The following is a 12,767-nucleotide window of genomic DNA, read 5'->3' as shown; positions in this document are numbered from 1 at the left end:
CGCCCGCCGACCGGCCCGGGCCGGCCGGCCGCCGAGACGCCGGGCCGTCGCCTCGCTGGCGACGTCGCCCCGAACGCCGTCGTACCGGCCACCGAGGGCCCCGGGTGGCGGTCACTCGACGTCGGTTCGCCGTTCGACTACGCCCGGCAGGGCATCCTGTACGTCGCCGCGCACCTGCCCCGCCCCAGCGTCTCCGGGCTGCCCGAGGCTGCCGGAGAGGAGCTGCTCGGGCTGGTCGAGGCGCTCGGTGGTCGTAGTCTCGGGCTCTTCTCCTCCCGGCGGGCCGCGCAGCAGGCGGCGGAGTTGCTGCGGGCGCGGACCGACCTGCCGGTGTTGCTCCAGGGCGAGGAGGCGCTGCCGCTGCTGGTCCGTCGTTTCCGCGAGGAGCGGGCCAGCTGCCTGTTCGGGGTGATGTCGCTCTGGCAGGGGGTGGATGTGCCGGGTGACGCCTGCCAGCTCGTCGTCATCGACCGGCTGCCCTTTCCCCGCCCGGACGAGCCGCTGGCGGCTGCCCGCGCGGCGGCCGTGGACGCGGGCGGCGGCTCCGGCTTCGCGGCGGTCAGCGTGCCGATCGCGGCGGTCCGGTTGGCGCAGGGCGTGGGTCGGTTGATCCGGGCTACCGGCGACAAGGGCGTGGTCGCGGTGCTCGACTCCCGGCTGGAGACGGCCCGGGGTTACGGGCCGTTCCTGCGCCGCTCGCTGCCGCCGTTCTGGTACACGACCCGCCCGGAGGTGGCCCGCGGCGCCCTGAAACGCCTGGCCGACTCCTGACCCGCGCCGCGCCGCATCCGTTGCCGCCCGGGCAGGCCCAAGATCGCGCTACGACAAAGAAAGAGTGGCCTCCCGCAGCGTGGAGGCCACTCTTTCCTGGATCGTGCGTGATCAAGCGGCCGGGCTGGCCGGGCGTGCGGGGCACGCGGCGGCGGACCTGCGCGGGGCTAGGGGGCCTGGGCGGCGACCACCACGGCGTCGGCAGGGGTGTCCGGGACCGTTCGGGCGGCGAGCCGGCGGATCGCGGTGTTCAGCACCGCGATCAGCGGCACCGAGACCAGCGCGCCGGTGATCCCGGCGAGTACCACACCGGCGGCGATGCCGATGATCACGGCGAGCGGGTGCAGGGCGACCGCCCGTCCCATGATCAGCGGTTGCAGGATGTGCCCCTCCACCTGCTGCACGCCGATCACCACGCCAAGGATGATCAACGCGGTGACCGGGCCGCTGTCGACGAGTGCCACCAGCACCGCCACGCCGCCGGAGAGCGCCGCACCGACGATCGGGATGAACGCGCCCAGGAAGACCAGCGCGGCCAGCGGGAAGGCGAACGGGATGTCGAAAGCGACCAGGAAGATGCCGATGCCGACCGCGTCGATGAAGGCGACAAGCACTGTCGCGCGGACGTAGGCGCCGAGCGTGTGCCAGGAGGCGCGGCCCGCGTCGTCGACCTTCCACCGGGCGGCCACCGGCAGCAGGCGCACCAGGAAACGCCAGATCCGATTGCCGTCGCGCAGGAAGAAGAACGTCGCGAAGAGCACCAGCAGCGTGCCGGTCAGCACCTCGGCAAGGGTCGCGGCGGTGTTCAGCGCGCCGCTGGTGAACCTTGAGGTGTTGCCGTCGATCCAGTTCTGCGCCTCGTCGATGTAGCGGTCGAGCTGGGTGTCGGAGAGGTGCAGCGGGCCCGTCTTGAGCCAGTTCTGGATCTGCCGGACCCCCTCCGAGGACTTCGCGCTCAGCTCCGGTACGCCACGGATGAACTCGTTGACCACCAGCGTCAGCGTGCCGATCACCGCGGCCAGGCCGCCGACCAGCACCACCGCCGTCGCCAGCGACCGGGGGAACCGGGCCCGCAGCAGCCAGCCCACCGCCGGCGCGAGCAGCGCGGAGAGCAGCAGCGCGATGGCCAGCGGAATGATGACGATCTTGATGGTGCCGACGATCCGCAGCAGAGCCCAGGCCACCACGCCGATCACGATCAGTCGCCAACACCACGCGGCGGCGATCCGAAGCCCGTGCGGGACGTCGGCGTCGTCCCGGCTGGAGGTGGAGCTGTGCAGGTCCATCGGGGGTTCGGCACCGTAGACCGTGGCGCTCGGCGGGGCACTCGGGCCGAGCACCGTGGGCGACGCCACTTCGGCAGTCGAAGGCACGTCGCTCGCCTCGACCGCCGACGTGCCCTCATCGGCGCGCGCCGACGCCTGTCGTGACTGGTAGGCGCGGCGAAGCCGCCCGCGTACCCGCTCGAAACGGCTCAAGCGCACCTCCTGGCAGAAGAGACCGGCCCGCCGACGGCGACAGGTCGGACAGCATACGTCCGTTCCCGACACCGTAGGGCAGTTCCGCCACACATTGCCCCGACCATCTTCGGCGTAACCACCGACGGGCCGCCGTGGGCCACACGGTAGCGTCTGCGACGTGACCGCCGACAACGATCTCGACGCCGGCCTGCCGATCCGCCTGCTGCACGACCGGGTGCTGGTGCGGATGGAGGGCAGCGAGGGCGAACGCCGCTCCACCGCGGGCATCGTCATCCCGGCGACCGCCGCCGTCGGTAAGCGCCTCGCCTGGGCAACCGCGGTCGGGGTGGGGCCGAACGTCCGTGCCATCGTCTCCGGGGACCGGGTGCTCTTCGACCCCGACGACCGCTCCGAGGTCGAGCTGCACGGCCGCGGTTACGTGCTGCTGCGGGAGCGGGACGTGCACGCCGTCGCCGCCGAGCGGATCGAGAACGACTCGACCGGGCTGTACCTCTGACGCTCCTCCCCCGGCCACCTGGGCCGGTCGGGCACCGTTTGCCCGGCCGCACGACGGGAAGCCAGCCGGCGACCGTGGCCCTGGGGAGGGACGATGCCGGTATTCGTGAAGAAGCTCTTGGCCTGGGGCAGTGTCGCGTTCCTGATCTACTTTATGGCCTTCCGGCCGGACGGGGCCGCGCAGATGTTCCGGGCGATCGGGGCCGGGCTGATCGCGATGTTCCAGGGCCTCGGTGACTTCCTCACCTCGCTCATGACCTGAGCCAGCCGGGCGGAGGATACCCGGGCGGAGCCGCGGCGGGGGCGAGCACCACCGGGATCGGCACCACCGGCTCGTCCGGTGCGTCGACGGTGCGCTGGGTGCCGTCCGGGAAGCGCAGGTGGTAGCGGGTGCCGTCCCAGACCCCCACCGGCGCCTGCGGGTCCCGACCCACGAAGAACGACCGGTACGCGCTGATCGCGTCCAGCAGCTCCCGCTCCTCGCGTGCGGTCCGTTCCTGGTCGGCGGGCTTACGGTCCAGACCGCGCACCGTCCCGTCGCGCAGCAGGGCCAACCGGGTGGCGGCGGACTGGTAACCCCGCATCGCCCGCACCCCGGCGTCGCCGGCCACCCGCCGCGCCCAACTACGGGCGGCGTGCCGCCTGCCGAGGCTGCTCAACGCGGCCACCTCGGGCGGGCTGAGCCAGCCGGCGCGGACATAGTCGGGCAGGGTCCGCTCGGTGAGCCGGCCCTCCCAGGCGCGCAGCCACACCGCCAGGCCCACGGTGCCGAAGAAGACCGGCACCATCAGGCCCAGGAAGCCGTACAGCATGATCACCGCCTCGCCGGTGGCCTGGGTCAGCGTGGGCAGCAGGTTCCACGTGCCGTGCAGCATCATCGCCAGCAACAGGCCGGCGATCGGGGCGAGCACCCGGACCCGCCGGTCGGCGGTCCGGGAGGCGATACCCAGCCCCACACCGGTCATCGAGGTGAAGAGCGGATGGGCGAACCCGAACAGCAGGATCCGCAGGATGAAGATCGCGATGACCTGCTGGATGCCGGTCGCCGGACCGTACCTGTCGACGCCGGACGCGTAACCCAACCCGCCCAGGTAGAGGATGTTCTCCACCATCGCGAAGCCGACCGCGGCGAGCCCGCAGTAGACCAGACCGTCGGTGATGCCGGACCACTCCCGGCGGCGGAACACCAGCAGCAGGATCGGGCCCAGCGCCTTGGTCAGCTCCTCGATGAACGGCGCCACCAGCACCCCGGTGAGCGCCGACGGCAGGCCCCAGTCGGCGAAGCGGCTGGCGGCGAAGTCGTTCACGGTGAGCGAGGCGGCGGTGGAGACGAACGCGCCCCAGGCGAAGCAGAAGATCAGATATTTCAGCGGCTCCGGTTCGTACCGGTCCAGCCAGAGGAAGCAGGCGACCAGCACCGGGACCGGCAGGATGGCGGCGACCACCCCGATCAGCAGCGCCTGCGCACCGAGCGACTGACCGAGCGTGAAGACCATGAACACCGCGCACGCGGCGATGAGCAGCACCACCCCGGCCAGCACCAGGAACCGCCGCCAGCCCAGTCGGCGCAGCGGCATCCGGGGCGCCGGTCCGACCGGCGGGCCGGTGGGCGCGGGCGACGACGGCAGCGGTGAACCGGGTGGGGTGTCGGCCATGCGGTCAGCGTAGCCATCCGCTGCCGGCTGGTCCGGCCGCATCGGCAGCCGCTATGCTGCCGGCAGGTCACGAGCGCCAGCGTCAAGCCCCGGCTTGCTGGCCGGCAACCCTCGTCGAGTTCGCGGTGGGGTGCCCCGGGTGATGACCGGGCCCAGCCCGATCGGTGTGCTGGGCAAGCGCGGACCCCGTCCCGATGCCGCACCCGGGGTCCCTGACCCCGGAGGTTCCGGCGTGCCCGTCACCCTCGTCCCCTCGCTGCCCACCCACCTCGACGCCGCGCCCACGCCGGCCTCGTCGGGGCCGCTCGACGTCCTCGGCGTACCGGGTGAGATCAACCTGGACTACGCGGCCAGCGCGCCGTGCGCGCGGGCCGCCGCCGACGCGGTGGCCGAACTGCTGCCCTGGTACGCCAGCGTGCACCGCGGCGCGGGCGCGTTGTCCCGGCGCTGCACCCTCGCCTACGAGCAGGCGCGGCAGACGATCGGCGACTTCTTCGGGGCCGGCGCCGGCCACCACGTGATCTTCACCCGCAACACGACTGACGCGCTCAACCTGCTGGGGCGGGCGCTACCGGCCGGCACCACGGTGGTCACCTTCGCCGCCGAGCACCACGCCAACCTGCTGCCCTGGCCACGCGGCTCGGTGCGGCTGCCGGTGCCCGCCGATCCCGCCGGGGCGGTACGCGACCTCGCCGCGGCCCTCACCGAGCTGCGCCGGGGCAGCAACCCGGCGCTGCCGGTGCTGGTCGCGGTGACCGGCGCGAGCAACGTGACCGGGGAGCGGTGGCCGGTCGCCGAGTTGGCCCGGGTGGCCCACCGGCACAACGCCCGGATCGTGCTCGACGCCGCGCAACTCGCCCCGCACGCCCCCGTCGACCTGCGCACGCTCGACGTCGACTACCTGGCCGTGTCCGGGCACAAGCTGTACGCGCCGTTCGGCGCGGGCGTGCTCATCGGTCGCGCGGACTGGCTGGACGACGCCCCGCCGTACCTGGCCGGCGGCGGGGCCACCAGCCACGTCGCCGGCCACCCACGATGTGACCTGGGCGACCGGCCCGGCGCGGCACGAGGGCGGCACCCCGAACCTGCTCGGCGCGGTGGCGCTGGCGGCCGTGTGCGCGGCGCTCGGTGCCGCCGACCAGGCCGCGCTGGCCGCTCACGAGCAGACGCTGCTGACCCGGCTGCGGACCGGCATCGCCGCCCTGCCGCACGTGGTGGAGCTGCGCACCTTCGGCCCGGACGCGCCCCGGGTGGGCATCGTCTCGTTCGTGGTCGCCGGACGGGATTCCACCGAGGTGGCCACCCGGCTGGCCGCCGAGCACCACATCGGCGTACGGGACGGGTTGTTCTGCGCGCACCCGCTGGCCCGGCGGCTGCTCAGCGAGGCGGCGCGGCGTACCGGCCGGCGGGATCTGCCGCCGACCGCGCTGCGCGCCAGCCTCGGTCTGGGCAGCACGGCCGCCCAGGTGGACCGGCTGCTCGCCGCGTTGGCCGAGCTGGCCTGAGGCACGGCCGGTGCCGGGCCGCGCTCAGCCGACCGGCGGGGCGGTGGGTGGCTTGGGCGCCTCGCCGGGCTCGGCGGGTTCACCGACCGGCCGCTCCTGCTCGCCGAAGGCGGTGCGGATCCACCGGTTCGCCTCCTCCTGATCGATGCCGGAGGCGACCAGCAGGTCGCTCGCGGTGGTGCGGACCTGGGCGATCACCACGCTGCCCGAGAAGCCGACCCCCGCGCCGTACGCCCGGCCGGCCTCGCTGACCGCGCGCAGTGACCGCTCCCGGGCCTTCTCCGGCTCCTCGCCGACGGCGAACTCGTGCTTGAGCAGCCGGACCGACTCGGCGAGGTGACCGATCGCGTCCGGCATCGGATCGGGCACCGGCTCCTCGTCCTCGATCAGCGTGACGGACCGGCGGATCAGGGTGCCGGTGTTGCGCATCGCCCGGTCGATCGGGTCGGCCGCCTCCGCGTAGTGGGTCAACTCGCCACGGCGGTGCCAACGGGCCGGGGAGAGGGTGGCCGTCTCCTTCGCGCCCTCGATCGCCTCGGACAGGGTGGCCAGCTCCTCCTTGTTGTTGCGCAGCCGATCCAGCGCCCGCTGGATGCTGGCCCGGTCCCGGTTGCGCAGCCCGTCGGCGGTGACGTCGAGCTGGGCGGCGAGCAGATCCAGCGCGGGGCGGGCCGCCCGGTTGAGCACGCGGAGCGGGTTCAGCGGCAACAGCACCGCCGTGACCAGCAGCGCGATCCCGCCGCCGAGGAACGCGTCGACGAACCGGGGGATCTCCAGGTTCTGGGTGGACGGGCTCAGCGTGACGATCAGCACCGCTGTGGCCGCCGCCTGGATGACGATCGCCACGCTCGCCCCGGCGAAGATGGTGAGCAGGATCGCCACAGTGACCACCAGGCCGAGCTGCCACGCCCCGGTGCCGAGCAGGTAGATCAGGAAGTCGCCGATGGCCACCCCGATGCCGACCCCGACGATCAGCTCCACCGTGCGGCGGAACCGCTGGCCGACCGACGCGGCCAGGGTGCCGACCGCGGAGATCGGCGCGAAGACCGGTTGCGGGTTGCCGAGCACCTTGTGCGAGATCAGGTACGCGAGGCCGGCGGCCAGCCCGGCCTGCACCGCGAGTCCGCCGGCCATCCGCACCCGGTGCAGCCGGTCATGCAGGGTGGCGCGACCACGGTGGCGCAGCTCCTCGGTGGCCTCGGCGATCCGCGCGCCGTCTATGTCGACCAGCCCGTCGCGCAGCGCGGTACGTCGCACCCACGGAGGTCGCTTGTCCCGGGCCACGGCCATGGGCGCGACTACCCGTGGTGCGCCCGCTGAATCCTCCCTTCCGGCGCGTCGCGGACGGATGCGGCAGACTCGGGCGGTGGCTGATCTGTTGGACCGGTGGCGGGCGGCGGCCCGGGGTGCCGGCGCGAGACCGGATCCGGCTACCACCCGGGCCGGCGAGGAGCTGATCGTCAGGTGGCGGGAGCCGCACCGGCACTACCACACGCTGACCCACCTGACGGCGGTGCTCGACGTGCTGGACCGGCACGCCGACCTGGCCGCTCGCGCCGACCTGGTGCGGCTGGCGGCCTGGTACCACGACGCGGTCTACGACCCCCGGGCCGGCGGTGACGCCAACGAACGGGACAGCGCGGCACTGGCCGAGAGCGTGCTCACCGGGCTCGGGGTGCCAGCACCCGCGGTGGCCGAGGTCCGCCGGCTGGTGCTGCTCACCGCCGGGCACACGGTGGCCACTGATGACCGGGATGGCGCCCTGCTCTGCGATGCGGACCTGGCCGTGCTCGCCGCGCCGCCGGCGGCGTACCAGCGTTACGCGACGGCGATCCGTCGGGAGTACGCCCACGTGCCGGAGCCGGCCTTCCGGGCTGGGCGGGCCGCGGTGTTGACCGGCCTGCTGGCGCTGCCCGCGCTCTACCGGCTGCCGCCGCTGGCCAGCCGCTGGGAGCAACCCGCCCGGGACAACGTGCGCGGTGAGCTGGCGGCGCTCACCGGGGAGCCTGAGAACCCTGCCTGACCAGGTGTTTCGGGCGGCGCAGCCCGGCGGCACGGAGCAACCGGACCAGTTCCCGGCTCGGCACCACCCGGGCGCCGAGCCACACCGCCGCCGGGAACCGGTCCGCCGGGATGTCGTAGTGGTCCCGGTCGAAGCCACGCCGGGGCGCGCCGAGGGTCTCGGCGAAGGCGTGCAGTTCGGCGTAGGAGACGTCGCTGATCAGGTGCGACCAGAGGCGACCGCGCCACGGCCAGGCCGGTCGGTCCAGGTAGAGCATGACGCCCAAACTATCCCGCGCAGTTGATCGCGTTGATGATTGTCGACCGGCGACCTAGCCTCGGCTGCATGGCCCCCACCACTCTGCTCGACGACCTGCGCGCCGCGCTCGGCGACGACGCCGTGCTCACCGACCCGGACCTGCTGCGGACGCACCAGCGGGACGAGGCCGACCTGTGCGCCGCCGGCAACCCACTGGTGGTGACCCGACCGCGCAGCACCGAGCAGGTGGTCGCCGTTGTCCGGGCGGCGGCGCGGCACGGCGTACCGGTGGTGCCGCAGGGCGCGCGGACCGGGCTGGCCGGCGCGGCGAACGCGGTCGACGGCGCGGTGATCCTCAGCACCGTCGCGATGGACGAGATCCGGGAGATCGACCCGGTGAGCCGGATCGCTGTGGTCCAGCCGGGGGTGGTCAACGCGGCGTTGGCCGGGGCGGTGGCCAAGCAGGGGCTCTGGTACCCGCCGGACCCCGGCTCCTGGGAGTCGTCCACCATCGGCGGCAACGTGGCCACCAACGCCGGTGGCATGTGCTGTGTGAAGTACGGCGTGACCACGGAGTACGTGCTCGGCCTGGAGGTGGTGCTCGCCTCCGGTGAGGTGCTGCGCACCGGGCGGCGGACGGCCAAGGGGGTGGCGGGCTACGACCTGACCCGGCTCTTCGTCGGCTCGGAGGGCACCCTCGGGGTGATCACCGAGGTGACCGTGGCGCTGCGGCCCGCCCCGGCCGAGTCGTTGACAGTGGTGGCGGTCTTCCCGTCCACCGCCACGGCCGGCGCGGCGGTGGCCGAGATCGCCGCCCGCGGCCTCACCCCCAGCCTGCTGGAACTGCTCGACCAGACCCACCTGCGGGCGATCGAGGCGTACCAGCCGATGGGGCTGCGGACCGACGCGCAGGCGCTGTTGCTGGCCGCCGTGGACACCGGCACCCGGGCGGCGGACGATCTGGCCGCCCTGGCCCAGGTGTGCGAGACCGTGGGCGCCGACGAGGTCTACGCGGCCACCGACGCGGTGGAGGCGGCGGCGCTGCTGCAGGCTCGCCGGCTGGCTCATCCGGCGATGGAGAAGTTCGCCGCCGACGCCTATCCGGGCGGCAACGGCGGTCTGGTGATCGACGACGTGGCCGTGCCGCGCGGTTCGCTCGCCGCGCTGCTGGACGGGGTGGCCCGGATCGCGGCCGAGTGCGCGGTGCCGATCGGCGTGGTGGGGCATGCCGGGGACGGCAACATGCATCCGAACATCGTGGTCGACCGGGCCGATCCGGTGAGTGTAGAGCGGGGCCGGCGGGCGTTCGACGAGATCATGCGGCTCGGCCTGGACCTGGGTGGCACCTGCACCGGCGAGCACGGGGTGGGGCTGCTCAAGCGGGACTGGCTGGCCCGGGAGATCGGACCGGTCGGGGTGCGGGTGCATCAGGCGATCAAGTCGGCGCTCGACCCGGCTGGCCTGCTCAACCCGGGGAAGGTGCTCTGAGCGGCTGCGGTCAGCCCTTGATCTCGGCCGGGGTGGCCTGGGTGAGCAGCAGCAGGATCTCCCCGGCGACCGGCGTGCGTTCCTCACCCGGGCAGTCCTGGGAGGTGATCAGCCCGGTCGAGGTGATCAGGCTGGACGTCAGCGCGTCGATGCAGGTGGTCCGGTACCGCCGGGCCTGATCGGTCTCGTCGGCCAGCGCCGGGTTGGCGAGCAGCACCTGGAGTCGTTCGGTCAGCTCCGCGGCGAGGGTGCCCCGGGAGGTGACCCCGTCACCGGCGCAGTCGACGCACTGCCACGCGCCGTCGCGCTCCACGCTCAGGGTCCGCAGCGGGCCGTCCTCGCCGAGCCGCTGGATCAGGCTGACCTGGCCGGCGGCGACCGTGGTGGGGATCTCCAGTTGCGACGCGCCACCTGCCACGCCGGCGGACGGTTGCGCCACCGGCTTGTTCGGCGCGTCGCGCTCGAAGAGCGAGCACCCGGTCAGGGTGCCGACGAGCGCGAGGGCAAGGAGGGGTGCGAGGAGACGAGGGCGCGCGCGGGGTAGCACGGGCGGAAACCTACCTCAGCGTAGGTAGCGTCCGAAACCACCATCCGGGCCGGTATCGATAGTTACCCATTGGTAACGTTACAATTCGTCACCGAGCGGACGGCCGCAGCTCCGCCTGATCGTCGTCGCCCCGATCAGCGGCGTACCCCCGGACGTCCGGGCGCCGAGCCGGCCGCGTCGGCGGCGGCGTCGTCCGGCATCAACTGGGACTGCCGCTCCGCCTCCACCCGGGCCCGGTAGTGCTCGACCTCGCGCGCCCGGGTGGTCGCGTCCCACCCGAGCACCGCGCCCATCAACTCGGCCGCGTGCTCCGCCGACTCCAGCCCCCGGTGGCTGGTCTCGAACGAGATCCGGGTCCGCCGGGTCAGCACGTCCTCCAGGTGCAGCGCACCCTCGGCCTGCGCCGCGTAGGTGACCTCCGCCGCCAGATACTCCGGAGCGCCGGCCAGCGGAGACGCCAGCAGCGGGTCGGCGTCGATCAGGGCCAGCAGGTCCAGGGTCAGGGTGCCGTACCGCTCCAGCAGGTGCTCCACCACACCCACCGGCACCCCGTGCCGGCGGGCCAGGTCGGCTCGGTCCCGCCACATGGACGGGTACCCGTCGGCACCGAGCAGCGGCAGGTCGGCGGTGCGCGACGAGCGGGCGCCGCCCAGCCGACGGACCGCCCGGTCGACCACGTCGGAAGCCATCACCCGGTACGTCGTGTACTTGCCGCCGGCGACCAGCAGCAGCCCGAGCATCGGCTCGAAGACCGCGTGCTCGCGGGAGAGCTTCGAGGTGGAGTCGGCCTCGCCGGCCAGCAGCGGGCGCAGCCCGGCGTAGACGCCCTCGATGTCGGCGGTGGTCAACGGCCGGTCCAGGACGACGTTGACCTGCTCCAGGAGGTAGTCGATGTCGCGGGCCGAGGCGGCCGGGTGGGACCGGTCCAGCCGCCAGTCGGTGTCCGTGGTGCCGATGATCCAGTGCCCGCCCCACGGGATGACGAAGAGCACCGAACTCGCCGTGCGCAGGATGAGCCCGGTCTCGCCGGTGATCGCCGAGCGGGGCACCACCAGGTGCACCCCCTTGGAGGCGCGGACCCGGACGCCGGGCCGCAGACCCACGTCGTTGAGCATCCGGGACATGTCGTCGCTCCACACCCCGGTGGCGGCGATGACGGTACGGGCGTGCACCTCGAACTCCGCGTCCGGCGAACCCGCCGGCGCCTCCAGGTCCCGGACCCGCACACCGGTCACCTCACGCGCCTGCCGGATCAGCCCGACGGCGCGGGCACTGCTCACCACGGTGGCGCCGAGGCTGGCGGCGGTGCGCGCCAGGGTCACCACCAGCCGGGCGTCGTCGACCTGCCCGTCGTAGTAGCGGATCGCCCCGGCCAGCGCGTCGGCCCGCAGGCTCGGGAAGATCCGCCGAGCGCCCTCCCGGGTCAGGTGACGGTGCAGCGGCATCCCCCGGCCACCGCCGAAGACCCCGGCGAAGGCGTCGTAGGCGGCCACCCCGGCGCCGTAGTACGAGCGGCGGAAGATCCGCGCCGGCAGGTCCCGCAGGCCCCGCCCGGCCGGCAGCGGCACCAGGATGGGCACCGGGCGGACCAGGTGCGGCGCGAGTCGGGTGGCCAGCAGGCCGCGTTCGGTGAGCGCCTCGTGGACCAGGTGGAACTCCAACTGCTCCAGGTAGCGCAGGCCACCGTGGATGAGCTTGCTGGACCGGCTGGAGGTGCCCGAGGCGAGGTCCCGTGCCTCGACCAGGGCCACCTTCAGGCCCCGGGACGCCGCGTCCAGGGCGGCACCGGCACCGGTCACCCCACCGCCGATGACCAGCACGTCGAAGCGCTCGCCGCGCAGTCGACGCAGGTCGGCGGCGCGGCGGACCGGCGAGAGCTGACCGGCGACGGATCGGGAGATATTGGGGTCGCGCACCCGTCCACGGTAACCGCCGCGTCACCAGGTCGACATTCGCCGCCCGCCCCGCACGGCTCGGTTCCACGTCGACCGGCCGGAGATCTTGGACAGTTTCCGTCAGCCGCTGACGGAAACTGTCCAAGATCTGCGCGGCTCTTCGGTGTTCCGTGACGCGACGGTCGATTCGAAACCATTCGACGTGGTCGTAAGGTTCTCGGATGCAAGGTCAACCTGCGCATCCCGGAGTCGGCGACCGCGGCTCCCCCTGGGCGGTGGTCACGGCCGTGCTGGTCGGCTGCTGGACGGTGGCGGTCACCGTGGCCACCCAGACCGGTGGCTGGCTCACCGACCAGGTGCTGCTCGGCTTCGGCCGGGACCGGCTCGGCTGGCTCTGGCCGGTGCTCGGCCTGGCCGCCGTCGTGGCGGTGGGCACGCCCGCCCTGCTACTGGCCGCACTGCCCCGGTCGGCCACGGTCCGGGCCACCGGGCGGCTCTGGCTGGCCGCCGCGCTCACCCTCGGGGTGCTCACCCTGCTGCGGATCGTGCCGCCGGTGCACCACGAGGCGCACCTCGCCGCGCTGGCCGCCGCGGTGCTCCTCAGCGCGCTCGTCCTACGCCTGTCGACGCGCCGGTGGGCGTACCCCCTAGCGGCCGGCCCGGTCGACGG

10 protein-coding genes, 3 pseudogenes and 1 riboswitch are annotated in these 12,767 nt (G+C 73.6%); of the genes and pseudogenes, 7 read left to right on the top strand and 6 right to left on the bottom strand.

The genetic code is table 11. The features are described from left to right. On the top strand, positions 1 to 771 hold a 771-nt coding region (locus JM949_RS26710), incomplete at its 5' end, for an ATP-dependent DNA helicase (protein ID WP_238433939.1). 167 nt (positions 772 to 938) lie between these two features. On the opposite strand, the gene JM949_RS26705 is transcribed toward JM949_RS26710, so the two are convergent. Next, positions 939 to 2,249 carry an AI-2E family transporter gene (locus JM949_RS26705; RefSeq protein ID WP_238433938.1) on the bottom strand — a complete coding sequence of 437 codons (1,311 nt, stop codon included), beginning with the start codon at positions 2,247 to 2,249 and terminating at the stop codon, positions 939 to 941. A 160-nt stretch (positions 2,250 to 2,409) separates the two neighbouring features. Here JM949_RS26705 and JM949_RS26700 point away from each other — a divergent pair, with 160 nt between their 5' ends. Both JM949_RS26700 and JM949_RS26695 read left to right on the top strand, forming a co-directional pair. Next, the gene (locus JM949_RS26700) at positions 2,410 to 2,748 is read left to right on the top strand and encodes a GroES family chaperonin (protein ID WP_030327790.1); all 339 of its coding nucleotides are present in this window, start codon (positions 2,410 to 2,412) and stop codon (positions 2,746 to 2,748) included. Positions 2,749 to 2,841: 93 nt separating this feature from the next. Continuing rightward, positions 2,842 to 3,009, top strand: coding sequence for a hypothetical protein (locus tag JM949_RS26695; protein WP_203151008.1), 168 nt, complete (start codon positions 2,842 to 2,844; stop codon positions 3,007 to 3,009). On the opposite strand, the gene JM949_RS26690 is transcribed toward JM949_RS26695, so the two are convergent. Then, positions 2,999 to 4,444 carry a PrsW family intramembrane metalloprotease gene (locus JM949_RS26690; RefSeq protein WP_203151007.1) on the bottom strand — a complete coding sequence of 482 codons (1,446 nt, stop codon included), beginning with the start codon at positions 4,442 to 4,444 and terminating at the stop codon, positions 2,999 to 3,001. The genes JM949_RS26695 and JM949_RS26690 overlap by 11 nt on opposite strands. Positions 4,445 to 4,467: 23 nt before the next feature. After that, positions 4,468 to 4,588: riboswitch (SAM riboswitch) on the top strand. Between the two features lie 46 nt (positions 4,589 to 4,634). On the opposite strand from JM949_RS26690, the pseudogene JM949_RS26685 reads away from it, so the two are divergent. Beyond that, positions 4,635 to 5,907 (top strand): annotated as a pseudogene (locus tag JM949_RS26685) (aminotransferase class V-fold PLP-dependent enzyme). A gap of 24 nt (positions 5,908 to 5,931) precedes the next feature. On the opposite strand, the gene JM949_RS26680 reads toward JM949_RS26685, so the two are convergent. Beyond that, entirely contained in the window at positions 5,932 to 7,191 is a 1,260-nt protein-coding gene (locus JM949_RS26680; RefSeq protein WP_203151010.1) for an FUSC family protein, read from the bottom strand. 82 nt (positions 7,192 to 7,273) lie between these two features. On the opposite strand from JM949_RS26680, the gene JM949_RS26675 reads away from it, so the two are divergent. Next, entirely contained in the window at positions 7,274 to 7,930 is a 657-nt protein-coding gene (locus JM949_RS26675) for an HD domain-containing protein (RefSeq protein ID WP_309232342.1), read from the top strand. Here the strand turns inward: JM949_RS26675 and JM949_RS26670 are convergent. Next, complete coding sequence (locus tag JM949_RS26670) at positions 7,902 to 8,186, bottom strand: DUF4031 domain-containing protein (protein ID WP_203151005.1); 285 nt, start codon at positions 8,184 to 8,186, stop codon at positions 7,902 to 7,904. The two genes, JM949_RS26675 and JM949_RS26670, sit on opposite strands and share 29 nt — an antisense overlap. A gap of 68 nt (positions 8,187 to 8,254) precedes the next feature. Between JM949_RS26670 and JM949_RS26665 the strand changes: the two genes are divergently transcribed. Continuing rightward, a complete protein-coding gene (locus JM949_RS26665; protein WP_203151004.1) occupies positions 8,255 to 9,655 on the top strand; it encodes an FAD-binding oxidoreductase in 1,401 nt (466 codons plus the stop codon). 10 nt (positions 9,656 to 9,665) lie between these two features. Here the strand turns inward: JM949_RS26665 and JM949_RS26660 are convergent, their stop codons facing one another. Both JM949_RS26660 and JM949_RS26655 read right to left on the bottom strand, forming a co-directional pair. Further along, positions 9,666 to 10,202, bottom strand: coding sequence for a hypothetical protein (locus JM949_RS26660; protein ID WP_203151003.1), 537 nt, complete (start codon positions 10,200 to 10,202; stop codon positions 9,666 to 9,668). 88 nt (positions 10,203 to 10,290) lie between these two features. Beyond that, positions 10,291 to 12,103: pseudogene (locus tag JM949_RS26655) on the bottom strand (glycerol-3-phosphate dehydrogenase/oxidase). Between the two features lie 215 nt (positions 12,104 to 12,318). Between JM949_RS26655 and JM949_RS26650 the strand changes: the two are divergent. Next, positions 12,319 to 12,767 (top strand): annotated as a pseudogene (locus JM949_RS26650) (S8 family serine peptidase); the annotation flags it as partial.

It is taken from the genome of Micromonospora tarensis, from assembly GCF_016803395.1.
GTDB classification, from domain to species: Bacteria; Actinomycetota; Actinomycetes; order Mycobacteriales; family Micromonosporaceae; genus Micromonospora; species Micromonospora tarensis.
This window is presented reverse-complemented; position numbering and strand designations above follow the sequence as displayed.

Coding starts and splice junctions, on each gene's coding strand:
- JM949_RS26665 (WP_203151004.1), top strand. CDS start 8,255: ATGGCCCCCACCACTCTGCTCGACGACCTGCGCGCCGCGCTCGGCGAC.
- JM949_RS26670 (WP_203151005.1), bottom strand. CDS start 8,186: ATGCTCTACCTGGACCGACCGGCCTGGCCGTGGCGCGGTCGCCTCTGG.
- JM949_RS26695 (WP_203151008.1), top strand. CDS start 2,842: ATGCCGGTATTCGTGAAGAAGCTCTTGGCCTGGGGCAGTGTCGCGTTC.
- JM949_RS26690 (WP_203151007.1), bottom strand. CDS start 4,444: ATGCGGCCGGACCAGCCGGCAGCGGATGGCTACGCTGACCGCATGGCC.